The 25,919-nt window shown below is 61.2% G+C and carries 24 protein-coding genes; 12 read left to right on the top strand and 12 right to left on the bottom strand.

Annotation, left to right across the window (positions count from 1 at the left end; all coding sequences use genetic code 11):
• The first annotated feature begins 159 nt into the window (after positions 1-159).
• Entirely contained in the window at positions 160-789 is a 630-nt protein-coding gene (locus SSARUM_RS07525) for a phosphatase PAP2 family protein (protein WP_033637734.1), read from the top strand.
• Positions 790-834: 45 nt separating this feature from the next.
• Here the strand turns inward: SSARUM_RS07525 and apbC are convergent, their stop codons facing one another.
• A complete protein-coding gene (gene apbC / locus SSARUM_RS07520) occupies positions 835-1,947 on the bottom strand; it encodes an iron-sulfur cluster carrier protein ApbC (RefSeq protein ID WP_033646773.1) in 1,113 nt (370 codons plus the stop codon).
• Between the two features lie 159 nt (positions 1,948-2,106).
• On the opposite strand from apbC, the gene metG reads away from it, so the two are divergent.
• The 8 genes from metG to sanA all read left to right on the top strand — a co-directional run bounded on the left by metG (position 2,107) and on the right by sanA (position 11,861).
• Positions 2,107-4,134 (top strand): methionine--tRNA ligase, encoded by a 2,028-nt coding sequence (metG, locus tag SSARUM_RS07515; protein ID WP_033654962.1) that lies wholly within the window; start codon positions 2,107-2,109, stop codon positions 4,132-4,134.
• Positions 4,135-4,356: 222 nt separating this feature from the next.
• Positions 4,357-5,424, top strand: a complete 1,068-nt coding sequence (locus SSARUM_RS07510) for a sugar ABC transporter substrate-binding protein (RefSeq protein ID WP_043147037.1) — start codon at positions 4,357-4,359, stop codon at positions 5,422-5,424.
• A gap of 130 nt (positions 5,425-5,554) precedes the next feature.
• Positions 5,555-6,769, top strand: coding sequence for an MFS transporter (locus SSARUM_RS07505; protein WP_033646776.1), 1,215 nt, complete (start codon positions 5,555-5,557; stop codon positions 6,767-6,769).
• A gap of 138 nt (positions 6,770-6,907) precedes the next feature.
• Complete coding sequence (locus tag SSARUM_RS07500; protein ID WP_033654965.1) at positions 6,908-7,315, top strand: CidA/LrgA family protein; 408 nt, start codon at positions 6,908-6,910, stop codon at positions 7,313-7,315.
• The gene (locus tag SSARUM_RS07495) at positions 7,312-8,007 is read left to right on the top strand and encodes a CidB/LrgB family autolysis modulator (RefSeq protein ID WP_043147033.1); all 696 of its coding nucleotides are present in this window, start codon (positions 7,312-7,314) and stop codon (positions 8,005-8,007) included. The genes SSARUM_RS07500 and SSARUM_RS07495 overlap by 4 nt, the downstream gene beginning before the upstream one ends.
• A 137-nt stretch (positions 8,008-8,144) precedes the next feature.
• Positions 8,145-9,029 carry a cytidine deaminase gene (cdd, locus tag SSARUM_RS07490; protein ID WP_041034193.1) on the top strand — a complete coding sequence of 295 codons (885 nt, stop codon included), beginning with the start codon at positions 8,145-8,147 and terminating at the stop codon, positions 9,027-9,029.
• 221 nt (positions 9,030-9,250) lie between these two features.
• Complete coding sequence (locus SSARUM_RS07485; RefSeq protein ID WP_033637726.1) at positions 9,251-10,948, top strand: NAD-dependent malic enzyme; 1,698 nt, start codon at positions 9,251-9,253, stop codon at positions 10,946-10,948.
• A 169-nt stretch (positions 10,949-11,117) separates the two neighbouring features.
• On the top strand, positions 11,118-11,861 hold the full coding sequence (sanA, locus tag SSARUM_RS07480) for an outer membrane permeability protein SanA (protein WP_033637725.1): 744 nt from the start codon (positions 11,118-11,120) through the stop codon (positions 11,859-11,861).
• Positions 11,862-11,927: 66 nt separating this feature from the next.
• Here the strand turns inward: sanA and mglC are convergent, their stop codons facing one another.
• From mglC to SSARUM_RS07445, 7 genes are all read right to left on the bottom strand, one after another.
• The gene (mglC, locus tag SSARUM_RS07475; RefSeq protein WP_004938953.1) at positions 11,928-12,938 is read right to left on the bottom strand and encodes a galactose/methyl galactoside ABC transporter permease MglC; all 1,011 of its coding nucleotides are present in this window, start codon (positions 12,936-12,938) and stop codon (positions 11,928-11,930) included.
• Positions 12,939-12,949: 11 nt separating this feature from the next.
• Positions 12,950-14,458 carry a galactose/methyl galactoside ABC transporter ATP-binding protein MglA gene (gene mglA, locus SSARUM_RS07470; protein WP_033637724.1) on the bottom strand — a complete coding sequence of 503 codons (1,509 nt, stop codon included), beginning with the start codon at positions 14,456-14,458 and terminating at the stop codon, positions 12,950-12,952.
• 99 nt (positions 14,459-14,557) lie between these two features.
• Positions 14,558-15,550 carry a galactose/glucose ABC transporter substrate-binding protein MglB gene (gene mglB, locus SSARUM_RS07465; RefSeq protein ID WP_039566832.1) on the bottom strand — a complete coding sequence of 331 codons (993 nt, stop codon included), beginning with the start codon at positions 15,548-15,550 and terminating at the stop codon, positions 14,558-14,560.
• 264 nt (positions 15,551-15,814) lie between these two features.
• Positions 15,815-16,852 carry an HTH-type transcriptional regulator GalS gene (gene galS, locus SSARUM_RS07460; RefSeq protein ID WP_033646782.1) on the bottom strand — a complete coding sequence of 346 codons (1,038 nt, stop codon included), beginning with the start codon at positions 16,850-16,852 and terminating at the stop codon, positions 15,815-15,817.
• Between the two features lie 127 nt (positions 16,853-16,979).
• Positions 16,980-18,152: a DUF418 domain-containing protein YeiB gene (gene yeiB, locus SSARUM_RS07455; RefSeq protein WP_060429782.1), complete on the bottom strand. Its 1,173-nt coding sequence runs from the start codon at positions 18,150-18,152 to the stop codon at positions 16,980-16,982.
• 79 nt (positions 18,153-18,231) lie between these two features.
• Positions 18,232-18,897, bottom strand: a complete 666-nt coding sequence (gene folE, locus SSARUM_RS07450; RefSeq protein WP_004938969.1) for a GTP cyclohydrolase I FolE — start codon at positions 18,895-18,897, stop codon at positions 18,232-18,234.
• Between the two features lie 244 nt (positions 18,898-19,141).
• Positions 19,142-20,299 (bottom strand): YbfB/YjiJ family MFS transporter, encoded by a 1,158-nt coding sequence (locus SSARUM_RS07445; RefSeq protein ID WP_060387473.1) that lies wholly within the window; start codon positions 20,297-20,299, stop codon positions 19,142-19,144.
• A 105-nt stretch (positions 20,300-20,404) separates the two neighbouring features.
• Here SSARUM_RS07445 and ptrR point away from each other — a divergent pair, with 105 nt between their 5' ends.
• Genes ptrR through fghA form a run of 3 tightly spaced genes read left to right on the top strand, consistent with a single transcriptional unit; the run spans position 20,405 to position 23,337 of the window.
• A complete protein-coding gene (ptrR, locus tag SSARUM_RS07440; RefSeq protein WP_033654969.1) occupies positions 20,405-21,325 on the top strand; it encodes a putrescine utilization regulator PtrR in 921 nt (306 codons plus the stop codon).
• Positions 21,326-21,355: 30 nt separating this feature from the next.
• A complete protein-coding gene (locus tag SSARUM_RS07435; RefSeq protein WP_033637718.1) occupies positions 21,356-22,480 on the top strand; it encodes an S-(hydroxymethyl)glutathione dehydrogenase/class III alcohol dehydrogenase in 1,125 nt (374 codons plus the stop codon).
• Positions 22,481-22,494: 14 nt separating this feature from the next.
• Positions 22,495-23,337, top strand: a complete 843-nt coding sequence (gene fghA, locus SSARUM_RS07430) for an S-formylglutathione hydrolase (RefSeq protein ID WP_033654970.1) — start codon at positions 22,495-22,497, stop codon at positions 23,335-23,337.
• A 39-nt stretch (positions 23,338-23,376) separates the two neighbouring features.
• Here the strand turns inward: fghA and SSARUM_RS07425 are convergent, their stop codons facing one another.
• The 4 genes from SSARUM_RS07425 to gsiC all read right to left on the bottom strand — a co-directional run bounded on the left by SSARUM_RS07425 (position 23,377) and on the right by gsiC (position 25,875).
• Positions 23,377-23,691: a CcdB family protein gene (locus SSARUM_RS07425; protein ID WP_019454426.1), complete on the bottom strand. Its 315-nt coding sequence runs from the start codon at positions 23,689-23,691 to the stop codon at positions 23,377-23,379.
• 2 nt (positions 23,692-23,693) lie between these two features.
• Positions 23,694-23,930: a type II toxin-antitoxin system CcdA family antitoxin gene (locus SSARUM_RS07420; RefSeq protein ID WP_039566839.1), complete on the bottom strand. Its 237-nt coding sequence runs from the start codon at positions 23,928-23,930 to the stop codon at positions 23,694-23,696.
• 106 nt (positions 23,931-24,036) lie between these two features.
• Positions 24,037-24,945, bottom strand: coding sequence for a glutathione ABC transporter permease GsiD (gene gsiD / locus SSARUM_RS07415; RefSeq protein WP_019454428.1), 909 nt, complete (start codon positions 24,943-24,945; stop codon positions 24,037-24,039).
• Between the two features lie 9 nt (positions 24,946-24,954).
• Complete coding sequence (gene gsiC / locus SSARUM_RS07410; RefSeq protein WP_033637716.1) at positions 24,955-25,875, bottom strand: glutathione ABC transporter permease GsiC; 921 nt, start codon at positions 25,873-25,875, stop codon at positions 24,955-24,957.
• Positions 25,876-25,919: the final 44 nt, after the last annotated feature.

Here is a 25,919-nt window from a genome sequence, read left to right as displayed (position 1 = left end):
ATTGCGCCACTGTATATTGCGCGGCGGCGGGCGAATTCGGGCTGCCACGCCACGGGCACGCGGCATTTTAAGAATCTCGCGGCTAGGGCAACGCGCCGTAACGGGTTACACTCCCCGGCGCTGACTTTTGCTCCCCGCCCCCTTTCATCGGAGATTGATGTGCTGGATTGGTATTTTCTGACTTTTTTCGGCGACAGCATGTTGTTGCTGCCCTGCGCGCTGATTCTGTTTTTATTGCTGCTCATATCTCCCGCCACCCGCGCGGCGGGTTGGCAGTGGGCGCTGATCTTCGGATTCACCGGCGGGGTGGTCTGCCTGTCCAAACTGGCCTTTATGGGCTGGGGCATCGGCAGCGAGCGCTATGATTTCACCGGATTCAGCGGCCATTCAGCTCTCGCGGCCAGCATCTGGCCGCCACTGCTCTGGACGTTGACCGGCCGCTTTTCCCACCCGATACGCAGCATCGCTTTGCTGACCGGATGGATATTGCCTTTCGCCATCGGCGTGTCGCGGCTGGAAATTCGCGTGCATTCGGTATCAGAGGTGATCAGCGGGCTGATTTTAGGCTACCTGGCCAGCGCACTGTTCCTGCGGTTGCAGCGGAACAAAGCGCGCCCGCATCTCTCCTGGCCGCACTTCGCCATCGCGCTGGCCTTGCCCTTGGCGCTGATGGGGCAGCGGCAGCCGGCCCCCACCCAGGGATTGCTGGAGCATATCGCCAAAACGCTGGCGCAGATCGAACGCCCTTATACCCGGGCAGATTTGCACAACCCCACCCGCATCCCATAAAAAAACCCGGCGCTTGAGCCGGGTTCTTGCATTGCGATAGGCAGATTACAGCGCGCGGAACGCGATCTCCGTCGGGATCGCCTCGCCCTGCCAATACATCTGCGCGGCCACGCGGCCGGCCAGTTGACGATACATCTCGGCGAATTCGCTGTCCGGGCGGCTGATCACCGTCGGCGTACCGCGATCCAGGTCTTCGCGCAGCGAAATATGCAGCGGCATCTGCCCCAGCAGACGGCTGTGGTATTTCTGCACCAGCTTCTCGGCGCCGCCGGTGCCGAAGATCGGCTCATGGTGGCCGCAGTTGCTGCAGATATGCACGCTCATGTTCTCCACGATGCCCAGCACCGGCACATGCACTTTCTCGAACATCACGATGCCCTTGGCGGCATCCAGCAAGGCGATATCCTGCGGCGTGGTGACCACCAGCGCGCCGGTTACCGGAATATTCTGCGACAGCGTCAGCTGGATGTCGCCGGTGCCCGGCGGCATATCCAGCACCAGATAATCCAGATCCGGCCACAGCGTATCCTGCAGCAGCTGCATCAGCGCCTTGCTGGCCATCGGGCCGCGCCACACCATGGCGTTGTCGTCGGTCACCAGATAGCCGATGGAGTTGGTCGCCAGGCCGTGCGCCATGATTGGCGCCATGTGCTGACCGTCCGGCGAAGTCGGCCGCTCATGTTCGGTGCCCAGCATGTTGGGGATCGACGGGCCGTAAATGTCGGCGTCCAGAATGCCGACCTTGGCACCCTCGGCGGCCAGCGCCAGCGCCAGGTTGACGGCGGTGCTGGATTTGCCCACCCCGCCTTTGCCGGAGCTGACGGCGACGATGTTGCGCACGCCTTTGATGCCGGCCTGGCCGTTGGCGCGTTTCAGCGTCGTGATGTCGTGTTTCAGCTTCCAGTCGATGGCGGAAGCGCCGGTCACGCGCAGCAATTCGGGGCCGACGCTCGCCTGCAGCGCCTCAAAACCGCTCTGCCAGGCAAACGGCATCGTCAGTTCGATATGCAGCACATCGTCCAGCAACGCGCAGTGATGAATGGCCTTCAATGCGGTCAGGTTGTTTTTCAACGTCGGGTGTTCAAAGGCGGCCAGTACACCGGTCACCAGGGCGCGCAGAACTTCGGGGTTGGTCTGCTCAGGGGATTTTGCGTTCATCCCGGCTCCTTGATTTTGAATGGGTAGCTTCCGGCTAAGCATATCAGAACTGCGCTGCCGCTGACGCATATAACCTGCAAGAAACCGCCCTAGCAGCGAAGGGCGCGATCGGTTAACATCGAAGGCCCTTTTATTCATTACAGAAAGCAAGTTCTCACTATGGCTCAAGTCGCGAAAAAATTATTGGTGACGTGCGCGCTACCGTACGCAAATGGTTCCATCCATCTCGGCCACATGCTCGAGCACATCCAGGCGGATATCTGGGTGCGTTACCAACGAATGCGCGGCCACGAAGTGCATTTCATCTGCGCGGACGACGCGCACGGCACGCCGATCATGCTGAAAGCGCAGCAGCTGGGCGTGAAACCGGAAGAAATGATCGCGGAGATGAGCCAGGAGCACCAACAGGATTTCGCCGGCTTTGGCATCAGCTATGACAACTACCATTCGACCCATAGCGATGAAAACCGCGAGCTGTCCACCCTGATTTACAGCCGCCTGAAAGAAAACGGTTTTATCAAGAACCGCACCATTTCTCAGCTGTACGATCCGGAGAAAGGCATGTTCCTGCCGGACCGTTTCGTGAAAGGCACCTGCCCGAAATGCAAATCGCCGGATCAGTACGGCGACAACTGTGAAGTGTGTGGCGCCACCTACAGCCCGACGGAGCTGATCGATCCGAAGTCCGTGGTTTCCGGCGCGACGCCGGTGATGCGCGACTCCGAGCACTTCTTCTTCGACCTGCCGGCCTTCAGCGAAATGCTGCAGGCGTGGACGCGCTCCGGCGCGCTGCAAGAGCAGGTGGCGAACAAAATGCAGGAGTGGTTCGAATCCGGCCTGCAGCAGTGGGACATCTCCCGCGATGCGCCTTACTTCGGCTTCGAGATCCCGGATGCGCCGGGCAAATACTTCTACGTCTGGCTGGACGCGCCGATCGGCTACATGGGCTCCTTCAAGAACCTGTGCGACAAGCGCGGCGATCTGGACTTCGACGAGTTCTGGCGCAAAGACTCCACCACCGAGCTGTATCACTTTATCGGCAAGGACATCGTCTACTTCCACAGCCTGTTCTGGCCGGCAATGCTGGAAGGCAGCAACTTCCGCAAACCGACCAACCTGTTCGTGCACGGCTACGTGACGGTGAACGGCGCCAAAATGTCCAAGTCGCGCGGCACCTTCATCAAGGCCGGCACCTACCTGCAGCATCTGGACGCCGACTGCCTGCGCTATTACTACGCCGCCAAGCTCTCTTCGCGCATTGATGACATCGATCTCAATCTGGAAGACTTCGTGCAGCGCGTAAACGCCGATATCGTCAACAAGGTGGTGAACCTGGCGTCGCGCAACGCCGGCTTTATCAACAAGCGCTTCGGCGGCAAGCTGGCCGACAGCCTGGCCGATCCGGCACTGTACCAGACCTTCGTTGACGCGGCGCAGAGCATTGCCGAAGCTTACGCCGGCCGCGAGTTCAGCCGCGCGATCCGCGAAATCATGGCGCTGGCCGATCTGGCCAACCGTTACGTAGATGAGCAGGCACCTTGGGTGGTGGCGAAGGAAGAAGGCCGCGACGCCGATCTGCAGGCCATCTGCTCGATGGGCATCAACCTGTTCCGCGTGCTGATGACTTATCTGAAGCCGGTGCTGCCTTCGCTGACCGAACGCGCCGAAGCGTTCCTCAACGCCGAGCTGAGCTGGGACGCGATCCCGCAACCGCTGCTGGGTCATCAGGTGAACGCGTTCAAAGCGCTGTTCAACCGCATCGATCTGGACAAGGTCAGCGAAATGGTCAACGCCTCGAAGGAAGACATGGCCGCCGCCAAACCGCTGACCGGTCCATTGGCCGATGATCCTATTCAGGAAACCATCACCTTCGACGACTTCGCCAAGGTGGACATGCGCATCGCCCTGATCAAGAGCGCCGACTTTGTCGAAGGCTCCGACAAGCTGCTGAAACTGCAACTGGATCTGGGCGGCGAATCGCGCCAGATCTTCTCCGGCATTCGCTCCGCTTACCCGGATCCGAAAGCGCTGGAAGGCCGCCTGACCATCATGGTCGCCAACCTGGCGCCGCGCAAAATGCGCTTCGGCGTTTCGGAAGGCATGGTAATGGCGGCGGGCCCCGGCGGGAAAGAGATCTTCCTGCTGAGCCCGGACAGCGGCGCGCAGCCAGGCATGCAGGTCAAGTAACCGCGCCGGCGCGTTACATCAAGGGTCGAGCTTGCTCGGCCCTTTTTTAATGCCTCAAACCCAAGGTTATAAACAGTAAGAAAACGTCATAACCGCTCTGATTCCCTCGCCCGCCGTATCCCGCTATGATGCTCAGCAACAACAAATAGACGTCCAGATAGAAAGACTGCTATAACAGACCTTCACCGGGATCGTTAACCTGCTTTTTTGGAGCCTATAATAATGAAAAACCTCAAGACTTCGCTGCTCGCCCTCAGCCTGCTGGCCGCCCTGCCGCTGCAGGCGGCGGAAACCGCCGCCGTGCCGGCCGCCATCGCTCAGCATCAGGGGCCGGTGCGCATCGCGGTGATCCGCAATCTCGGCTCCGACGACAACACCACGCAATTCTTGGCGGGCGCCATTCAGGAAGGGCGCAAGCTTGGCTTCAAGGTGGACACTTTCCTCAGCAACGGCGACGACGCGCGCTTCCAGGACTTCGTCAACCAGGCTATCAGCCAGAAATATGACGGCATCATTCTCTCGCAGGGGCGAGCCCCCTATTCCACCGACCTGGTCAAACGCATCGCGGCGGCCGGCATCGCCGTCGCGGCTTTCGATACCGACGTCAGCGGCAGCGTTCCCGGCGTCACCGTCTCGCAGCAGGACGACGCTTCGCTGGCCAACGCCTCCTTCGGCCAGCTGGTGAAGGATTTCAACGGCCAGGCCAACATCATCAAACTCTGGGTGGCCGGCTTCCCGCCGATGGAACGCCGCCAGGCCGCCTATCAGCAACTGCTGAAACAGCATCCGGGCATTCACGAGCTGGAATCGATCGGCGCGGTCTCCTCCGACGTGCAGGGCGATACTGCCAACAAGGTGGGCGCGGTGCTGGCGAAATACCCGAAAGGCAAGATTGACGCCATCTGGGGCACCTGGGATGCCTTCACCCAGGGCGCTTACAAGGCGCTGAAAGAGAACGGCCGCACCGAAATCAAGCTGTACAGCATCGATATCTCCAACCAGGACTTGCAGCTGATGCGCGAGGCCGGCAGCCCGTGGCAGGTCAGCGTGGCGGTGGATCCGAAGCTTATCGGCGCAGTCAACCTGCGCCTGGTGGCCAACAAGATCGCCGGGGAAAGCACGCCGGACAGCTATCAGTTCAAAGCGACGGTCATTCCGCAAGCGCTGCTGCTGGCGCAGCCGGGGCCGGTCAACGTCGCCGGGCTGGCGAAGATCATCCCCGGCTGGGGCAGCAGCAGCGATTTCGTCCAGCCGTGGTTCGCCACGCTGCAGGCCGAACACGGTAAATAGTGCTGTTTTTGACGAGGCTGGCGACGCAGCCTCTGTTTTTAACCTAATTATCGGCTTTCCCCTTCCGTCCTCGCCAAAATACGCTATGTTATCTGCATCGCCCATAACTGTATGCATAAACAGGCTTCGAATGAAGGGATTCCCCTCGCTGATCAACGTACTGCTGGCCAGTTCGCTGGTGTTGACCATCGGCCGCGGCGTGACGCTGCCGTTCATCACCATCTACCTCACCGAGCATTTCCATCTGCTGCCGAAGAGCGTGGGCGTGATCCTGGGCGTCAGCCTGACCCTCGGCATCCTTGCCAGCCTGTACGGCGGCTATCTGGTGGACAAATTCAGCAAAAACCGCCTGATCCTGCTGTCGATTGTCTTGTTTGCGCTGAGCTTCTTCGCCATTCCCTGGATCCCGCGCCCCGGCGGCGTCATCGTGGTGCTGGCGATCCTGCATACCTGCTATTCGGTGCTGAGTATCACCATCAAGGCCTGCTTCGCCGACTGGCTGCCGGTCGAGCAGCGCATCAAGGCTTTCTCTATCAACTATACGTTGGTCAACGTCGGCTGGGCGATCGGCTCTGCGCTCGGCGTGCTGGTGGCCGGGCTTAGCCCGCTGCTGCCGTTTTATCTGTCGGGCGGGTTGGCGCTGGCGACGGTGGCGGCGCTGAGCCTGCGCTTGCGCGGCCGGGAACAGCGCCCGGCGCCAACCGCCGCCGCACCGGCGGCGCTCCCCAACTTCCGCCAGACGGTGACTATCCTGCGCAGCGATCGGCGGCTTATCTACTTCACTCTCGGCAGCACCCTGGGCGCCGTGGTGTTCGGTCAGTTCACCGGCTATCTGTCGCAGTACCTGATCACCGTCTCCAGCGCCGAGTTCGCCTACAAAATCATCGGGCTGGTAATGATCGTCAACGCCGGCATCGTTATCGCCCTGCAATACTTGCTCAGCCGCGGCATGCGCCAGGAAAACATGCTGCGCTGGCTGGTGCTGGGCACGCTGTTTTTCATCGTCGGGCTGCTCGGTTTCATGATGGCCGGCCAGGCGGTCTGGCTGTGGATGGTGGCGATGGCGGTGTTTACCCTCGGCGAAATCATCGTCATTCCGGTGGAATACATGTTCATCGACTTTATCGCGCCGCCGCATCTGAAAGGCAGCTACTATGGCGTGCAAAACCTCAGCGCGCTGGGCGGCGCCATCAATCCGGTTCTGAGCGGTATGCTGCTCAGCTATGCCGCGCCGCCGTTGATGTTCGTGATGTTGATCGTTTGCGCGCTGCTTAGCCTGCTGTTTTTCTTCCTTGGCCATCGGCTGGCAGAACAGGCTGCGGCAACCGCCGAAGACGCGCGCTGAATCCGCGCGTAGCGGCCATTCCGGGCTGTCAACCCGCCGATCGGGCATGGCGCCCATAGCGAGAATTCATGGCGCGATCTGTGGCATGGCTCACAGTTTAATTGTATGATGAATGCATCGGTTAAACGGGAAAAGACAATGGCCAACGTGCTCACACTATGCTGGAAATACCTGAGGGCTCTGCTCCTCATCTACCTTTGTCTGTTCGTCGGCAACGCGCTGGCGGCGCTGCTGCCGTTCGCCATTCCCGGCAGCATTCTCGGCATGCTGCTGCTGTTCGCCCTGCTCTCTACCCAGATTATGCCGGCCAAATGGGTTAAACCCGGCTGCCATCTGCTGATCCGCTACATGGTGCTGCTGTTCGTGCCGATCGGCGTCGGGGTGATGAAATACTACGACCAGATCGTCGCGCATCTGGGCCCGCTGGTTATCTCTTGCCTGATCAGTACGCTGATGGTGCTGGTGGTGGTCGGCTATACCTCACATTATTTTCATCGCGAGCGCCGCATCGCCGGCAAACCCGACGACACGGAGGGTAACTCATGATCCATGAAATCTGGTGGTCGCTGCCGCTGACGCTGGCGGTCTATTTCGCCGCGCGCTGGCTGGCGCGCAAGCTGAATATGCCGCTGCTCAATCCGCTGCTGGTTTCCATGGCGGTGATCATCCCGCTGCTGCTGCTCACCGGCATCCCCTATGAGCGTTACTTCCTGGGCAGCAAAATCCTCAACGATCTGCTGCAGCCGGCGGTCGTCGCGCTGGCCTTCCCGCTGTATGAGCAGTTGCACCAGATCCGCGCGCGCTGGAAATCGATTATCGCGGTGTGCTTCATCGGCAGCCTGACCGCCATGATCAGCGGCGGCGCCATCGCCCTGTGGCTGGGCGCCACGCCGGAAATCGCCGCCTCTATCCTGCCGAAATCGGTCACTACGCCGATCGCCATGGCCGTCGCGGACTCGCTCGGCGGCATTCCGGCGATCAGCGCGGTCTGCGTCATTTTCGTCGGTATCCTCGGCGCCGTGTTCGGCCATACGCTGTTCAACCTGTTGACAATCACCACCCACTCGGCGCGCGGCCTGGCGATGGGCACCGCGTCCCACGCGCTGGGCACCGCACGCTGCGCGGAGATGGACTACCAGGAAGGCGCTTTCGGCTCGCTGGCGCTGGTGATCTGCGGCATCATCACCTCGCTGCTGGCACCGTTCCTGTTCCCGGTGCTGCTGCACCTGTTCAGTTGAACAGGGTGAAACTTGCGATACATCTCGCATTTATGTATCTCATTGCACTAATTTCATCAATTAAGAGACATTAATCACACTTTAATGTCTCTGGCCTGCCTAGAATGTTATCCCGTTAACCTGTAGAGAGACTTTCTATGCATCCGCGTTTTCACACCGCGTTCAGCGCACTGCCCGCGACACTGCAATCCGCCCTGCAGCCCTATCTGGACGCGCCTGACTTTCCGGCGATGTTCACGGCCGAGCAAGCGGCGGCGATCCGCACAGGCTGCGGGCTGGACGATGATGCGCTGGCATTCGCGCTGCTGCCGCTGGCGGCGGCCTGCTCGTTAACCCCGATATCGCACTTCCATGTCGGCGCCATCGCGCGCGGGCAAAGCGGCAACCTCTATTTCGGCGCCAATATGGAATTCAGCGGCGCGCCGCTGCAGCAATCCGTGCATGCGGAACAGAGTGCGGTAACGCACGCCTGGCTGCGCGGCGAAAAAGCGCTGGCCTCGGTCACCGTCAACTACACGCCGTGCGGCCATTGCCGCCAGTTTATGAATGAACTGAACAGCGGCGGCGAGCTGCAGATCCGTCTGCCGGGCCGCGCGCCGGCCACGCTGGCGGACTATCTGCCGGACGCCTTCGGCCCGAAAGATCTCGATGTCGCCTCGCTGCTGATGGACGAGGTCGATCATGGCCATCAGCTGGCGCTGAACGATGCGCTGGCACAGGCGGCGCTGGCGGCAGCCAACCGAAGCCACGCGCCGTACAGCAACGCCCACAGCGGCGTGGCGCTGGAAACGGCGGACGGCACCATCTACGCCGGCCGCTATGCGGAAAACGCCGCCTTCAACCCGAGCCTGCCGCCGCTGCAGGCCGCGCTGATCCTGCTGAACCTCTCCGGCGGCGACTGCCTGAACATCCGCCGCGCCGTGCTGGCCGAACCGCAGGAGGCGATCATCAGTCAGTGGGACGCCACCCGCGTCACCCTGGCGGCGCTGGGCTGCCAAAACGTCAGCCGCGCCGCGTTCTAAGCGCTCAACGGCGGAGCCATCCGGTTCCGTCGCTAACAGCCCCGCCCACCAAATACAATGCCCCGACGCCGCCAGAGACACTTTCTTTAGTTAAAAAATCATTTGATTGTCGATAATTACGCCAACCTGGTTCATCATCGGGCAACAAATGCTGTACATCTGCTCTTTATCTTTTAGGATCGTCGGCAATAAAGTTATCTGATACGTGAAGAGTAAAACTGATGGAACTAGAATACGAAAGCAAACGCCCGCTCTACATCCCTTACGCCGGCCCGATTCTGCTGGAATTTCCGCTGCTGAACAAAGGCAGCGCTTTCACCGAGGAAGAACGTAGCCACTTCAACCTGCACGGCCTGCTGCCGGAAGCGGTGGAAACCATCGAAGAACAGGTGGAACGCGCCTACCGTCAGTATCAGGATTTCAAGAACGATAACGACAAGCACATCTACCTGCGCAACATCCAGGACACCAACGAAACCCTGTTCTACCGCCTGCTGGACTCGCACCTGAGCGAGATGATGCCGATCATCTACACCCCGACCGTCGGCGAGGCCTGCGAGCACTTCTCCGATATCTATCGCCGCGCGCGCGGGCTGTTCATCTCCTACCCGAACCGCGATCGCATCGATGACATGCTGCAAAACGCCACCAAGCAGAACGTCAAGGTGATCGTGGTCACCGACGGCGAGCGCATTCTCGGCCTGGGCGACCAGGGCATCGGCGGCATGGGCATTCCGATCGGCAAACTGTCGCTGTACACCGCCTGCGGCGGCATCAGTCCGGCCTACACCCTGCCGGTGGTGCTGGACGTCGGCACCAACAACCCGCAACGCCTCAACGATCCGCTGTACATGGGCTGGCGCCATCCGCGCATCTCCGGCGAGGAGTACCACGCCTTCGTCGAAGAGTTTATTCAGGCGGTCAAACGCCGCTGGCCGAACGTGCTGCTGCAGTTCGAAGACTTCGCGCAGAACAACGCCACCCCGCTGTTGAACCGCTACCGCGACGAGATCTGCTGCTTCAACGATGACATCCAGGGCACCGCCGCGGTCACCCTCGGCAGCCTGATCGCCGCCAGCCGCGCCGCCGGCAGCCAGCTGCGCGATCAGACCGTCACCTTCCTCGGCGCCGGTTCCGCCGGCTGCGGCATCGCCGAGCAGATCATCGCGCAGATGAAGTCCGAAGGGTTGAGCGAAGACGAAGCGCGCGCCCGCGTGTTCATGGTCGACCGCTTCGGCCTGCTGACCGACAAACTGCCGAACCTGCTCGACTTCCAGAGCAAGCTGGTGCAGAAGAGCGACAACCTGGCCGGCTGGGAAACCGCCAGCGACGCCATCTCGCTGCTGGACGTGGTGCGCAACGCCAAGCCGACCATTCTGATCGGCGTGTCCGGCCAGCCGGGGCTGTTTACCGAAGAGCTGATCCGCGAGATGCACAAGCACTGCGAACGCCCTATCGTGATGCCGCTGTCCAACCCGACCTCGCGCGTGGAAGCCCGTCCGGAAGACATCATCAACTGGACCGACGGCGCCGCCCTGGTGGCGACCGGCAGCCCGTTCGCGCCGGTGAGCTATAAAGACCAGCTGTACCCGATCGCCCAGTGCAACAACTCCTATATCTTCCCCGGGATCGGCCTCGGCGTGCTGGCCTCCGGCGCCACCCGCGTCACCGACGCCATGCTGATGGCCGCCAGCCGCGCGCTGGCGGACTGCTCGCCGCTGGCCACCGACGGCCACGGCGCGCTGCTGCCAAATATCGACGATATTCAGGGCGTGTCGAAGTGCATCGCCATGGAAGTGGGTAAAGCCGCGCAGCTGCAGGGCGTGGCGATCGTCACCTCCGAAGACGCGCTGTCGAAAGCCATCGAACACAACTTCTGGCGGCCGCAATACCGCAGCTACAAGCGCACCTCGTTCTGAATGGCGCGCTGAAATGACCCAGCCCGGCTCCGCCGGGCTTTTTTGTGCGACAAAAACGCCGAAAAATGCGGCGGCGCGCGTGCTTCAGGCGGTTCACGTCTTGCGTAGGTCGGTCAGGTAAAGTAGCCTTGATCCATCTTTTTCAGCCCGGCGCGCGTAAGGCAACAACATGTGGAAACGCCTGATCATCAGCCTGTTCATCTTCATTGCGGTGTTGATGGGTTCGGCTATTGCGCTCGATCGCTGGATCAGCTGGAAAACCGCGCCTTACGTCTACGACGAACTGCAGGCATTGCCGCACCGCCAGGTCGGCGTGGTGCTCGGCACCGCCAAGTATTACCGCACCGGGGTGATCAACCAGTACTACCGTTACCGCATTCAGGGAGCGATCAACGCCTATAACAGCGGCAAGGTGAAATACCTGCTGCTGAGCGGCGACAACGCCCAGCAAAGCTATAATGAGCCGATGACCATGCGCCGCGATCTGATCGCCGCCGGCGTGGCGCCGAGCGATATCGTGCTGGACTACGCCGGCTTCCGCACCCTGGACTCCATCGTGCGCACCCGCAAGGTGTTCGACACCAACGATTTCATCATCATCACCCAGCGCTTCCACTGCGAGCGCGCGCTGTTCATCGCCCTGCACATGGGCATTCAGGCGCAGTGCTACGCGGTGCCGTCGCCGAAAGACATGATGACGGTGCGCGCCCGCGAGATCTTCGCCCGCCTGGGCGCACTGACCGATCTCTATATCCTCAAGCGCGAACCGCGCTTCCTCGGCCCGCTGATCCCGATTTCCGCCATGCACACCGTACCGGAAGACGCCCAGGGCTATCCCGCCGTTTCGCCGGAACAGCTGGTCGAGCTGGAGCACAAGCTGAAAGAAGAGAAGCAGAAAGCCAAACAGCCCTGACGCGGCAAACGCCCAACAGAAAGGCCGGCATATTTTGCCGGCCTTGTCGTCTGTACTGCGGTAAATCTACTTCTTCTTGGCGTATTTCAACGAGTCCAGCGCCACGGCGAAGATGATGATGCTGCCCTTGATGATGTACTGCCAGTACGGGTTGATGCCGATATAGGTCAGGCCGTAGTTGATGACGGTAAAGATGATCACCCCGGTCACCACGCCCCACACCGTACCCACCCCGCCGGCGAAGGAGACGCCCCCCACCACGCAGGCGGCGATGGCGTCCAGCTCGTACATAAAGCCGAGGTTATTGGTGGCGCTGCCGATGCGCCCCGCTTCCAGCAGGCCGCCGAAGGCGTAGAACACGCCGGACAGCGCATAGATCATGATCAGGTTCAACGGCACGTTGACCCCGGACACCTTGGCCGCTTCCGGGTTGCCGCCGATGGCGAAAATGTTCTTGCCGAAGCGGGTCTTGGTCCACAGGATCCAGACGAATATGATGGCGATCAGCGCATAGAAGGTAATGTACGACAGCTTAAAGTCGCCGAAGCGCAAGAAGCCCTGGGCAAAGGTGGAGAACTTCGGATCGAAGCCCGCGACCGGCGAAGCGCCGACCGAGTCGTAATACAGCGAGTTGATGCCGTAGACGATGATCATGGTGCCCAGGGTGGTGATGAACGGCGTCACGTTGAGATAGGCGATAATCAGGCCGTTAACCAGGCCGATCACCGCGCCGACCGCACACACCAGCAGGATAACCAGGGGAATCGACCAGGTTTCCATGTGCGGGAACACCTTGTTGACGTTATCCATCGACTGCAGCAGCGTGGCCGCCACCACCGCCGCCAGCCCCACCTGCCGCCCGGCGGACAGGTCGGTGCCCTGGGTCACGATCAGCCCCGCCACGCCCAACGCGATGATGATGCGCACCGAAGACTGCGTCAGAATGTTGCTCAGGTTCATCAGGCTGAGGAAGGTAGGATCCTGAATGATGATGATGGCCAACAGCACCAGCAACACCACGTAAATGCCGCCTTCCTTGAAATAGGTAAATAACGTTTTTTTATTTAGCGCGTTCATAATTCCGATCCTTAAAGGTGCAGGGAGGCGAGACGTAAGATTTCATTTTGCGAGGTCTGTTTGGTGTTAACGATGCCCGCAACCTGACCATTGCTCATCACCAAAATACGGTCGGTGATCCCCAAAAGCTCCGGCATTTCGGACGAGACGATAATGATCCCCTTGCCCTTCTTCGCCAGTTCGGTCATCAGCTGATAAATCTCGAACTTGGCGCCCACGTCGATGCCGCGCGTCGGTTCATCCAGCATCAGGATCTCCGGCTGCGTCAGCAGCCAGCGGCCGATGATCACCTTCTGCTGATTGCCGCCGGACAGCGAGCCGATATGGGTGTGATGCCCCGGCGTTTTCACCCGCATGGCGTCGATCACCCACTGGGTGTCGCTCTTCATCCGCGCGTTATCCAGCAGGCCGAGCTTGTTTTTATAATTGCGGATATTGGAGATCAGCGAGTTGAAGCCCACGTCGAGGTAGGCGTAAATCCCGGTGGATCGGCGCTCTTCGGTCACCAGCGCAAAACCGTGGTTGATCGCTTCGTTGGCGCTGTGGTTATCGATCGCTTTTCCGTGCAGCTTGATGGTGCCCGCCACCTTTTCGCGAATGCCGAACAGCGTCTCGACGATATCAGTGCGCTTAGCGCCCACCAGCCCGGCGATGCCGAGGATCTCGCCTTGGTGCAGATCGAAGGACACATCGCGGATCGAGGGCTGGCGCAGCGACGTCAGATTTTTCACCTCGAGGATCACCTCACCCGGCGTGTTCTGCCTGTCGGGGAAGCGCTGGCTGAGCGAGCGGCCGACCATCATGGCGATGATCTTGTCCATATCCAGCCCTTCCAGCGGTTGGGTGGCGATCCACTGGCCATCGCGCAGCACCGTTATCTCGTCACACAGCTGGAAGATCTCTTCCATCTTGTGCGAGATATAAACGATGCCGCAGCCGCGCTCTTTCAGCTTGCGGATGATGGTGAACAGATGATTGACCTCTTTCTCCGTCAGCGAGGAGGTCGGTTCATCCATGATGACGATTTTGGCGTCGTAGGAGAACGCCTTGGCGATTTCGATCATCTGCATCTGTGACACCGACAGGTTGCCCACCTTTTCGCGCGGGTTGATGTCGATATCCAGCTCGTCGAAGATCGCCTGGGTGTCTTTGAGCATTTTTTCCTGATCGACGAACAGGCCTTTGGTCGGGTAGCGCCCCAGCCACATATTGTCCATCACGGTGCGTTGCAGCACCAGGTTCAGCTCCTGGTGCACCATGGAAACGCCGTGCTCCAGCGCTTCCTTCGAACTCTTGAAATCGATCTCCCGGCCCTGAAACACAATGCTGCCGCTGTCTTTTTTATAAATGCCGAACAGGCATTTCAGCAACGTCGATTTCCCCGCGCCGTTCTCCCCCATCAGGGCGTGAATCGAGTGCGGACGGACGCGTAAATTGACATTGTCCAAGGCTTTGACGCCGGGAAATGACTTACAGATATCCGTCATTTCCAGCAAAAATTCGCGTGAGCTATCGGCCATAAATACACCTGGCTTAACTGTCTTGCAGTCGTAAACATCCCCGCCGGCGGTATTCCTGGTGTTGGCGCCGCAGGCGGGGTCTTAGCGGGATCTCAATTCTTATTTAACAAACTGAGACAGGTTGTCTTTATCTACGCCGACGTAAGGAATACGCACGACTTTATTTTCGATTTTATATTGGGTGCCTTCGGTGGCCGGTTTGCCCGCCGCCAGGTTTTTCGCCAGCTCGAAGGTGGCTTTCGCCTGGTTGTCGGCGTCGTTCAGCACCGTGCCCGCCATCGCGCCGGATTTCACCAGCGCCAGCGCCTCAGGCAACGCATCGACGCCAAACACCGGGATAGTGGTCTTGTTATGCGCCTTCAGCGCTTCCACCGCGCCCATCGCCATGGCGTCGTTGTTGGCGATCACCACTTCAATCTTGTTGGCGTTCGGGCCGGAGAGCCAGGCATCCATCTTGTCTTTCGCCTGCGCGGTATCCCACATCGCGGTATCCATCTGCAGCTGCTGGGTCTTGATACCTTTTTCATTCAGCGTTTTCACCACGTAGGTGGTGCGCGCTTCGGCATCCGGGTGGCCCGGCTCGCCTTTCAGCAGTACGAACTGGATCTGGCCGTCTTTGTTCAGATCCCAGGCCGGGTTGGCTTGCCAGTGTTTGGCGATCAGCTCGCCCTGGATCACGCCGGATTCTTTGGAGTCGGTGCCGACGTAATACGCCTTGTCGTAGCTGTCCAATGCCTTGCGGGAAGGCTCTTTGTTGTAGAACACCACCGGGATATCGTTTGCGCGCGCCTTATCGATAACCACCGGCGCCGCGGCCGGGTCGACCAGGTTGATCGCCAGCGCTTTCACGCCCTTGGCCAGCAGCACGTCGATCTGATCGTTCTGCTTGGACTGGTCGTTCTGCGAGTCATTCATCAGCAGGGTGACGTCCGGTGAAGCCTTGGCGTCCTTCTCGATCGCCTTGCGCACCACCGACATGAAGTTGTCGTCGTACTTGTAAATCGTGACGCCAATACGGGTGTCAGCATGGGCTGCGGCGCCAAACATCATGGCTGCGGCCATGGCGGCCAGGGTGAAAACCTTCTTATTCATTGTCAGTCTCCGGTTCTGTGTAGGGTATTACTCGTCTTTGAGCCAATGGTCACCGGCAGTGCGCACACCCCAGGCCAGGCGATTTCCACTCAACACCTGCCGTCCGTGGATTTTGTTATTTCCGAGAAATGCTGTGTCAGCGCGAGATAAAGGTTGCAGCGGCAAGGGCCTTTGCGCCGGAAAACGCCTAGAGCATAGACGGCGTGATGTTAATATTCTGTGAATTTTCTCACAGATTGAAAACGGTTACACAAGATTAAATCGTCAGAGAGTGACCGTCGCCTCACTTTGCCAGGGGGCGACAGAATGGCGCCGCACCAGCGTCGGCATGAACAGATGAGCGGCCTGCGGCTCCGTCAGGCCTGCCGCGCCCTGCAACGCCAGCTCGGTGGCCAGCGTGGCCATCGAGACGATCGGGTAGCGCACCGTGGTAAGCTTGGGGCTGGTGTAACGCGCGATGGGGATGTCGTCGAAGCCGATCAGCGAGAAATGCTGCGGCACCGTGATACCGTTTTCTTTCAGCACCGCCATGGCGCCGGCGGCCATGGCGTCGTTGTAGGCGAACACCGCGCTCAGCTGCAGGTTACGCCCCAGCAGCTCCACCATCGCCGCCTCGCCGCCCTGCAGATCCGGCGAACCGTAGGCGCGCCAGTTATCGGGCGTGGCCAGCCCGGCGGCGGCCATCGCCTGCGCATAGCCCTGCTGGCGCAGCGGCCCGTCTTCGATCGGGTGATTGGAGCCCAGATAGCCGATGCGCCGATGGCCTTGCGACAGCAAAAGACGCATCGCCATTTCCGCGCCGCAGACGTTATCCAGCCCGACGCAGCGCGGCTCATAGCCGGGAATAATCCGGTTGATCAGCACCATGCCCGGCACCTGCTCCAGAAAGCCGATCAGCTCGGCGTCGCTCAGGGCTTTGGCGTGAACAATCAGGGCGTTACAGCGCTGGCGAATCAGCACTTCGATCGCGTGTCGCTCTTTGTCCGCCTGATGATAGCTGTTGCCGATCAGCAGGTATTTGTGGTGTTTCTGCGCCACCGTGTCTACCGCTTTCACCAGCGCGCCGAAGAACGGATCGGAGACGTCCATCACCACCACGCCCAGGGTATCGCTGCTTTGGGTCGCCAGCGCCTGCGCGTTGGCGTTGGGGCGATAGCCCAGCTCCGCCACCGCCTGCAGCACCTGCTCGCGCGTCTCCTTGCTGGTCAGCGCGCTGTGATTCAGCACGCGGGAGACGGTCGCCACGGAGACCCCGGCGCGTTTCGCCACGTCGCGAATGGTGATCGGATGAACTGGAGGCATGCGGGATCCTGAAATCGGGGTAGTGGCCGGTGGCGCTATCCTACCCCGATTGGCCCGCTGCTCTGCGTGAATTACGTCACAGGAAAGAAAACGTTTACATACATTTTTTTAACCTGCCGGCGGGCGCTCACTTCCGCGTTTTGGGTTCCGCTTCGCCGGCGGCCAGCTGCGTCAGCCTGCGCCACAGCCATTCCATCGGTCCCTGTTCGAAGTAACGCAGCCACAGTGCGGAAAACGCCAGGTTGGCCAGCCAGACCAGCGGCACGAACGCCAACAGCTGCAGCCGGTCGAACTGCTCATAGAGGCCAAAGCGATAAAACATCGTGGTGCAGATCAGCGTTTGCAGCAGGTAGTTGCTCAACGCCATGCGCCCCACCAGGGTCAGCCAGTGGGCGATGCGCATGCGCGACAGCGCGGGCCAGAAACCGTAACACAGCGCCAGATAGCCCATCGCCTGCAGCGGGGCGCCCAGCTCGCGCGGCACCTGCAGCAGGAAACCGCTCCAGCGATAGTCCCAATGCACCTGCCATTGCAGCGCCACCGCCGGCAGCTGGATCAGCACCGAAAGCGGCAGCAGCCACGCCGCCTGCCGCAAATAATAACCGGAGGAATAACTGCCGCGCAGCCAGCCGCTGCGCATCAGCCCGGCGCCGAACAGCATCAGCCCCGCCAGCTCCCAGCCATACTGCGCGCCGATGGCCAGCAGGCTGGACGAGAGCAGATCGGCGCGGCTGCGCCAGGCTTCGAAACCGCCCTGCAGCTTCCAGAACTTCTCGTACTGCAGCTCCGCCGCGCCCGGCTGCCAGAAGCTGCCCGGCTCACCGTGCGAGACGAAGCCGAGCAAAAGCAGCACCGCCACGCCGATCAAATACAGCACCACGCCGGTTTTCAGCAGTTGGAAGGTTTCTTTGGCTTCGCGGATCATGCGCCAGCACACCAGGCCGATCAGCCCGTAGGCCAGCAGAATGTCGCCGTCCCACAGGAAGATGGCGTGCGCAAGGCCGAACAGCAGCAGCCACGACAGCCGCGCGCGGATCCAGCTTTTGCCGCGCCGCAGCAGCATTTGCAGCCCGGCGCCGAACAGCAGCGCGAACATCGCCAGGAACTTGGCCTGGGCGAACAGATCGAGCAGCGCCCAGGTCCAGGCGTCGCGCGATGACGGCATGCCCAAATAGGCCGGGTTGAGGTAGGCGGCCTTCGGCAAGCCGAAGGCGCTGATGTTCAGCAATAAAATGCCGAGGATGGCGATGCCGCGCACGCAGTCCAGCGTGGCGATGCGCGGCAGAGGATGACTGTTCATTTTTTATCGCTGTCTTCCGCTCATGAAAAAGGCGCCCGCAGGCGCCTGTTGTCGTCGTGCGGGTCGCCCCGCAACGCCATCACCCCTGGTGATGACGCACCGCGCGCAGGAACTCCTGGCGGGTATTCTGGCTGGACTTGAACAGCCCCCCCAACGAAGTGGTGGTGGTGGCGCTGGTCGCGTCGCGGATGCCGCGCGCCTTGACACAATAATGGACCGCATCGATCGATACCGCCACGTTATTGGTGCCGAGCAGGGTCTGCAGCGCCACCAGGATCTGCTGGGTCAGGCGCTCTTGCACCTGCGGACGCTGGGAGAAGAACTGCACGATGCGGTTGATCTTCGACAGGCCGATCACCGAGTCTTTCGGGATATAGGCCACGGTGGCCTTGCCGTCGATGGTCACGAAGTGGTGTTCGCAGGTGCTGGTCAGCGTGATATCGCGCACCGTCACCATCTCATCCACCTTCATCTTGTTCTCGATAACGGTGATTTTCGGGAAGTTGGCGTAGTCCAGCCCGGAGAAGATCTCGTCGACATACATTTTGGCGATGCGATGTGGCGTCTCCGCCAGGCTGTCATCGGACAGATCGAGGTTCAGCAGCTGCATGATTTCGGTCATGTGCTCTTTGATGCGGCGCTTGCGCGTTTCGCGATCCAGCACTTCCCCGCGCAGCGGCGTCTCCAGACCACGCTCTTCCAGCGCCGCATGCACCAGCGCGGCTTCTTTACTTAATGATGTCATGTATTTGTTCTCCTGCGGACGGAACCCGCCGGCGGCCTGGTAGGGCGTGCGGCCAGCGAATTGCTTGCTCTCGTGACGGCAGAGTTTTCGTGGTGGATAACGTGAACCCGGTCAAGATTTTGCCCCCACTGTAGATGAGAGCGCGGCGATTATCCAGTGATTGTGCTTCATCCGCAGGTGAAATATTCGCATTTAGCACAATCAGGCCGGCTGCGGGATTCCACGCTTTTTGTATGGATTTCAATCACCGCATCGCCGTTTTTTGCGCCAACCGCCGCGCCGGGGTATTCACCACCAGCGCACCGGCCACCAACAGCGCCGCCACCGCCACGTACAGCGCCGGCTCCAGTCGATGGGTCAAGGCGGTCGACAGCGCCGACAGCATCGGCCCGACCAGTTGGCCGATCGCATAACCGGTGGTCAGCAACCCGGCCATGTAGCGCGCATGGCGCGACGCCAGTTCACGGCCGTGCTGAAGGGCGAGCTGCACCACGCAGAGGAAGCCGCCGCCGGTCAGCAACGCCCCGAGCGCCAGGCCGGCCACGCCCGGCACCACTTCGGCGCTCAGCACGCCCAGCGCCTGTATCCACAGCGTGATCGCCAGCCGGCTCTGGGTGGTCAGCCGATGGCGGGTCAAAATGCCGATAACGATCCCCAGCACCGCCGCGCCGCCGAACACCGGCCAGACGAACTGCGCGAACAGGCTGCCGGGAAAACGCGCCGCCGCCATCTGCGACAAGAACGTCGCCGGCAGGATGTAGCCGAACCCGGCCAGGCTGTAGCTCCACACCAGGCGTTTGAGCGCCGGCGTCAGCAGCAGCGGTTCCGGGGCCACGTCCGGGCGATGCAGCTCGCCGCTGCGCGGCAGAAAGGCGCTAATCGCCCCCACCAACGCCAGCGCCGGCACGCCATACACCAGCCAGGCCTGCGCCGCCGTCAGCCCCAGCGTGTTGATGCCCACCGCCAGCATGCCGCTGAGGAAGATACCGGCGCCCGGCCCGGCGAACACCGCCGCGCTCAGCGCCGGCCGGCCGTAGTGCGCCAACCGCTCATTGGTCCAGGCCGCCACCAGCACCATCGCCCAGCCGCTGGCCCAGCCGATGACGAAGCGCAGCGCGCCGTGCGTCCATTCATCCTGCGCCAGCGCCGACAGCAGCGTCAGCGCCACCGCGCCCCACACGCCAAGCCACAGGCGCCGCTCGACGTGGCGCGTGGCGCGCATCGCGTCGTAGGCGCCGCACAGGTAGCCCAAATAGTTGATCGCCGCCACCAGCCCGGCGCCGGTCAGTGTGAACTGGTGTTCCGCGATCATCAGCGGCACCTGGGGGGTGAAAGCGAAGCGGCCAATGCCCATCGCAACGATCAGCGCGGCAAAACCGCTCAAGGCAATACGTAAAGCCATATCGGCATCCAAAAGGTTAAAAGAAAGTTGCCAGTATCATGCCGCAGTATTAAACTCACAAAAACTGAATAATACTAATCAAGTTCATCACGAAACGAGAATATTATGGATCTGACCCAGCTTCGCATGTTCTGCTGCGTAGCGGAAACCGGCTCGGTCGCCCGCGCCGCCGAGCAGTTGCACCGCGTGCCGTCGAATCTGACCACCCGACTGCGCCAGCTCGAACAGGAGCTGGGCGCCGATCTGTTTATCCGCGAAAAACAGCGCCTGCGCCTGTCGCCGATGGGCCATAACTTTCTGTGCTACGCCAACCGCATCCTGGCGCTGAGCGACGAGGCGATGAGCATCACCCACGCCGGCGAACCGGCGGGCAACTTCGCCCTCGGCTCGATGGAGAGCACCGCCGCTACCCGCCTGCCCTCGCTGCTGGCGGCTTACCACCAGCGCTTCTCGCAGGTTTCGCTGTCGCTGACCACCGGCACCTCCGGCGAAATCGCCGATCGGGTGCGCGCCGGCACGCTGGCCGCGGCGCTGGTCGACGGCCCGGTACCCTATGACGAGCTGAACGGCTGCATCGCCTATCCTGAACATATGGTGGTGATCTCCTGTCTCGATCACGCGCCGATCCACAGCGCCAAAGACGCCAATGGCGAGACGCTGTTCGCCTTTCGCGCCAGCTGCTCCTACCGCCTGCGGCTGGAGGCCTGGTTCAAGCGCGAAGGCGCACGGCCGGGGCAAATTATGGAGATCCAGTCCTATCACGCCATGCTGGCCTGCGTCGCCAGCGGCGCCGGGCTGGCGATGATCCCGCATTCGGTGCTGAGCCTGCTGCCGGGTCATGAGCGGGTCCGGGTTCACCCCCTGCCGCCGGACGTGGCCGACACCGCCACCTGGCTGCTGTGGCGCCGCGACGCGTTCGGCCCGAACGTGCGCGCGCTGAAAGAGTTGATTATTGAACAGACGGAAACCGCCGCTGTTGATGAAAGCACCCCCAACGATTTATCAGACGTTGTCGATATCGCCTGATTTAAAAAGAAAACCACTGAGGAGACTATGATGGAGATGATCAAAACCCGCGCCGCCGTTGCCTGGGGCCCGAACCAGCCGCTGAAGATCGAAGAAGTCGAGCTGATGCCACCGCAAAAAGGCGAAGTGCTGGTGCGGATCGTCGCCACCGGCGTTTGTCACACCGACGCCTACACCCTGTCCGGCAAAGATCCGGAAGGCGTGTTCCCGGCGATCCTCGGCCACGAGGGCGGCGGCGTGGTGGAAGCGGTCGGTGAAGGCGTCACCAGCGTGGCAGTCGGCGATCACGTGATCCCGCTCTACACCCCGGAGTGCGGCGAGTGCAAATTCTGTAAATCCGGCAAGACCAACCTGTGCCAGGCGATCCGCGCCACCCAGGGCAAAGGGCTGATGCCGGACGGCACCACCCGCTTCTTCAAGGATGGCAAGCCGATCTTCCACTACATGGGCACCTCCACCTTCTCCGAGTACACCGTGGTGCCGGAAATCTCACTGGCGAAAATCAACAAGGAAGCGCCGCTGGAAGAAGTGTGCCTGCTGGGCTGCGGCGTGACCACCGGCATGGGCGCGGTGATGAACACCGCCAAAGTGCAACCGGGCGACACCGTGGCGATCTTCGGCCTGGGCGGCATCGGCCTGTCGGCGATCATCGGCGCGCAGATGGCCGGCGCGGGCCGCATCATCGGCATCGACATCAACACCAGCAAGTTCGATCTGGCACGCAAGCTGGGCGCTACCGATCTGATCAACCCGAAAGACTATGACAAGCCGATTCAGGACGTGATCGTCGAGCTGACCGACGGCGGCGTCGATTTCTCCTTCGAGTGCATCGGCAACGTCAACGTGATGCGTTCCGCGCTGGAGTGCTGCCACAAGGGCTGGGGTGAATCGGTGATCATCGGCGTCGCAGGCGCGGGCGAAGAGATCTCGACCCGTCCGTTCCAACTGGTCACCGGCCGCGTCTGGCGCGGTTCGGCGTTCGGCGGCGTCAAGGGCCGTTCGCAGCTGCCGGGCATCGTCGAACGCTATCTGGACGGTGAATTCGCGCTGAACGACTTTATCACCCATACCATGGGGCTGGAGCAGATCAACGAAGCGTTCGATTTGATGCACGAAGGCAAATCGATCCGTTCCGTCATCCACTTCGACCAATAAGCCAGGAGGCAGAGATGACGTTGTCATTGGAACTTCTCGAAGAGCACCGCATGTTCGGCGGCTGGCAGCAGCGCTATCGCCACGCGGCGCAGAGCCTGAATTGCAACATGACATTCAGCATCTACCTGCCGCCGCCGCGCGATGACAACCCGCCGCCGGTGCTGTACTGGCTGTCGGGGCTGACCTGCAACGACGAGAACTTCACGTTGAAAGCCGGCGCGCAGCGCATCGCCGCCGAGCTGGGCCTGGTGCTGGTGATGCCGGACACCAGCCCGCGTGGCGACGAAGTGCCGAACGACGAAGGCTACGATCTGGGCCAGGGCGCCGGGTTCTACCTGAACGCCACCCAGGCGCCGTGGGATCGCCACTTCCGCATGTACGACTACATCAGCGCCGAACTGCCGGCGCTGATCGAACAGCACTTCAGCGTCAGCGATCGTCAGTCGATCTTCGGCCACTCGATGGGCGGCCACGGCGCGCTGATAATGGCGTTTCGCAATCCGCAGCGCTTCCGCTCGGTATCGGCGTTCGCGCCGATCGTTAACCCGTGCCAGGTGCCGTGGGGCCGCAAGGCGTTCACCGCCTATCTGGGCAGCGACGAAAGCCAGTGGCTGCAGTACGACAGCTGCCATCTGCTGGCCAGCGGCGCGGAAAAAATGCCGGTCCTTATCGACCAGGGCGACGACGACCAGTTCCTGGCCGATCAGCTGCAGCCGGCGCGGCTGGCCGAATTGGCGCGCCAGCGCGACTGGCCGCTGACGCTGCGCATTCAGCCGGGGTACGATCACAGCTACTTCACCATCGCCACCTTCGTGGAAGATCACCTGCGCTTCCACGCCGAGCACCTGTTCCGCTGATAAAAAAATCCGGGCGGTTATTAAAGCGCCCGGATTTCTTCAAATACCGTCAAGAAGAAAGTCGATGGCGGCTTTTATCCTGGTCCGATACTGGGAAACATCACAAAACTCGGCCCCCAAAGCCCGAACCGGGATGCTGGCCATTTCATATGTCATCACGGCGTACTCGTTGTCATCAATCAATCTGATCAACGGGATCAAGCGTTCCGGTCGCGTACTCCCAGGGTATTTTTCAACGGGCAACAAAGGGATCACAACTCGACGATTTAATTGCCCAATGATATCGCTCGTCACATCAAGCAGCAGGGGATAAACCGCGCTGTTCCCCCTATTCGCATACACCGTAAATTGCATCGCTAAAACGTCCTGTATTCGTCGCTAAAGCAACCATGCTCATCATTAAATCGGTTAAGCGCTTCAAGCGCCTCTCGGTTTTCTTCCTGCCATTTTATCCTCTCATGCTGACGTAACTCAGCATCTAAAGCAGCAGTTAGCGTCGCGCTGAGATTAATCCCCGCCTCACGCGCACGGCTCAACAAACTGCGTTCCACCGTCATGGTCACACTTTGCGTCGTTCGTTGTTTTACTGGCATCGGCACCTCTCTCACTCATTTTCGTGCAAACAACACGGTTTATTGAACGATAGTAGCATTGAGACGTCATTTGAGCCCGTTCAAATATGCGCCATACGTTAAAGCATCATCCCTTCAGCTTAGGATCGAGCGCGTCGCGCAGTCCGTCGCCCAACAGGTTGAACGCCAGCACGGTGATGAATATCGCCAGACTGGGGAAGATCGCCACGTGCGGCGCGATCACCATATCGGCGCGCGCCTCGTTGAGCATCGCCCCCCACTCCGGCGTCGGCGGCTGGGCGCCCAGGCCCAGAAACGACAGGCTGGCGGCGGTGATGATCGAGGTGCCGATGCGCAGGGTAAAATAGACCACGATCGAAGACAGAGTGCCCGGCAGAATGTGCCGCAGGATGATGGTCCAGTCCGAGGCGCCGATGCTGCGCGCCGATTCGATATAGGTCAGGTGCTTCAGCACCAGCGTATTGCCGCGCACCAGGCGGGCGAAGGCCGGAATGCTGAAGATCGCCACCGCGACGATCACGTTGGCCATGCCGCTGCCCATGATCGCCACCACGCCGATCGCCAGCAGAATACCGGGAAACGCGAACAGCACATCGCAGACGCGCATGGTGAGGCGATCCCACCAGCCCTCATAGTAGCCGGCCAGCAGCCCCAGCAGGGTGCCGATCGCCCCGCCCGCCAGCACCGAGAACACCCCGGCCGCCAGCGAAATGCGCGTGCCCATCAGGATGCGGCTGAAGATATCGCGCCCGAGAGAATCCACGCCCAGCCAGTGCATCAGCGAAGGCCCCTCGTTCAGCCGATCGTAATCGAAATAGTTTTCCGCATCGAACGGTGCCAGATAAGGCGCCAGCAGCGCCGCCGCAATCAGCAGCAGCACCAACAGACCGGCGACCAGCGCCGCCCGCTGGCGGCGAAAACGCCGCCAAAACTCGCCCCACGGCGTGCGTACCGCATTGGGATCGATAAGCGGCATCGCCTTCAGTGCGGCGTTGCGCCGCCAATGCTTAATCATGCCGCGTCCTCATTGATAACGAATCGCCGGGTTGATCGCCGCGTACAGCATATCCACCAGCAGGTTGATCAGGATGAATTCCAGCGAGAACAGCAGCACCTCGGCCTGGATCACCGGGTAATCGCGCATCTCCACCGAGTCCACCAGCAACCGCCCCAACCCCGGCCAGTTGAACACCTTCTCCACTACGATCGAACCGCCGAGCAGGAAGCCGAACTGCAGCCCCATCATGGTCACCACCGGGATCATCGCGTTGCGCAGGCCGTGTTTCATCACCACCACGCTTTCCCGCACGCCCTTGGCGCGCGCGGTGCGCATGTAGTCTTCCTGCAGCACCTCGACGAACGAAGCGCGGGTGAAACGCGCCATCACCGCTGCCACCGCCGCCCCCAGGGTGATCGAAGGCAGAATGTAGTGTCGCCAGCTGTCGGCGCCCACCGTCGGTAGCCACCCCAGTTCGACCGAGAACACCTGCATCAGCAGCATACCTAGCGCAAAGGCCGGGAACGAGATCCCCGACACCGCCAGCGTCATGCCGAGGCGATCCGGCCAGCGGTTGCGCCACACCGCCGACACCACGCCGATCGCCAGGCCGAACGCCACCGCCCACAGCATGCTGGTGACGGTCAGCCAAAAGGTCGGCATAAAGCGCGAGGCGATCTCTTCGCTCACCGGGCGCTTGGACACCATCGAGATGCCGAAGTCGCCCCGCAGCGCGTTGACGAAGAAGTGTGCGAACTGCTGCGGCAGCGGCTGATCCAGCCCCAAATCCTTGCGCACCAGCTGCACCACCGCCTCGTCGGCCTCCGGCCCCGCCGCCAGCCGCGCCGGATCGCCCGGCAACAGGTGGACAAACAGGAACACCAGCACCGCCACGATCAGCAGCGTCGGGATCAGGCCCAGCAGTCGTTTCAGAAAATAATTGAGCATCTCATTCCTTCCCCCGCCCGCCGACGCTTGGCCGCAGGCGGGGA

It is taken from the genome of Serratia sarumanii (assembly GCF_029962605.1).
Lineage (GTDB): Bacteria > Pseudomonadota > Gammaproteobacteria > Enterobacterales > Enterobacteriaceae > Serratia > Serratia sarumanii.
This window is presented reverse-complemented; position numbering and strand designations above follow the sequence as displayed.

Coding starts and splice junctions, on each gene's coding strand:
- apbC (WP_033646773.1), bottom strand. CDS start 1,947: ATGAACGCAAAATCCCCTGAGCAGACCAACCCCGAAGTTCTGCGCGCC.
- metG (WP_033654962.1), top strand. CDS start 2,107: ATGGCTCAAGTCGCGAAAAAATTATTGGTGACGTGCGCGCTACCGTAC.
- SSARUM_RS07510 (WP_043147037.1), top strand. CDS start 4,357: ATGAAAAACCTCAAGACTTCGCTGCTCGCCCTCAGCCTGCTGGCCGCC.
- SSARUM_RS07505 (WP_033646776.1), top strand. CDS start 5,555: ATGAAGGGATTCCCCTCGCTGATCAACGTACTGCTGGCCAGTTCGCTG.
- SSARUM_RS07500 (WP_033654965.1), top strand. CDS start 6,908: ATGGCCAACGTGCTCACACTATGCTGGAAATACCTGAGGGCTCTGCTC.
- SSARUM_RS07495 (WP_043147033.1), top strand. CDS start 7,312: ATGATCCATGAAATCTGGTGGTCGCTGCCGCTGACGCTGGCGGTCTAT.
- cdd (WP_041034193.1), top strand. CDS start 8,145: ATGCATCCGCGTTTTCACACCGCGTTCAGCGCACTGCCCGCGACACTG.
- SSARUM_RS07485 (WP_033637726.1), top strand. CDS start 9,251: ATGGAACTAGAATACGAAAGCAAACGCCCGCTCTACATCCCTTACGCC.
- sanA (WP_033637725.1), top strand. CDS start 11,118: ATGTGGAAACGCCTGATCATCAGCCTGTTCATCTTCATTGCGGTGTTG.
- mglC (WP_004938953.1), bottom strand. CDS start 12,938: ATGAACGCGCTAAATAAAAAAACGTTATTTACCTATTTCAAGGAAGGC.
- mglA (WP_033637724.1), bottom strand. CDS start 14,458: ATGGCCGATAGCTCACGCGAATTTTTGCTGGAAATGACGGATATCTGT.
- mglB (WP_039566832.1), bottom strand. CDS start 15,550: ATGAATAAGAAGGTTTTCACCCTGGCCGCCATGGCCGCAGCCATGATG.
- galS (WP_033646782.1), bottom strand. CDS start 16,852: ATGCCTCCAGTTCATCCGATCACCATTCGCGACGTGGCGAAACGCGCC.
- yeiB (WP_060429782.1), bottom strand. CDS start 18,152: ATGAACAGTCATCCTCTGCCGCGCATCGCCACGCTGGACTGCGTGCGC.
- folE (WP_004938969.1), bottom strand. CDS start 18,897: ATGACATCATTAAGTAAAGAAGCCGCGCTGGTGCATGCGGCGCTGGAA.
- SSARUM_RS07445 (WP_060387473.1), bottom strand. CDS start 20,299: ATGGCTTTACGTATTGCCTTGAGCGGTTTTGCCGCGCTGATCGTTGCG.
- ptrR (WP_033654969.1), top strand. CDS start 20,405: ATGGATCTGACCCAGCTTCGCATGTTCTGCTGCGTAGCGGAAACCGGC.
- SSARUM_RS07435 (WP_033637718.1), top strand. CDS start 21,356: ATGGAGATGATCAAAACCCGCGCCGCCGTTGCCTGGGGCCCGAACCAG.
- fghA (WP_033654970.1), top strand. CDS start 22,495: ATGACGTTGTCATTGGAACTTCTCGAAGAGCACCGCATGTTCGGCGGC.
- SSARUM_RS07425 (WP_019454426.1), bottom strand. CDS start 23,691: ATGCAATTTACGGTGTATGCGAATAGGGGGAACAGCGCGGTTTATCCC.
- SSARUM_RS07420 (WP_039566839.1), bottom strand. CDS start 23,930: ATGCCAGTAAAACAACGAACGACGCAAAGTGTGACCATGACGGTGGAA.
- gsiD (WP_019454428.1), bottom strand. CDS start 24,945: ATGATTAAGCATTGGCGGCGCAACGCCGCACTGAAGGCGATGCCGCTT.
- gsiC (WP_033637716.1), bottom strand. CDS start 25,875: ATGCTCAATTATTTTCTGAAACGACTGCTGGGCCTGATCCCGACGCTG.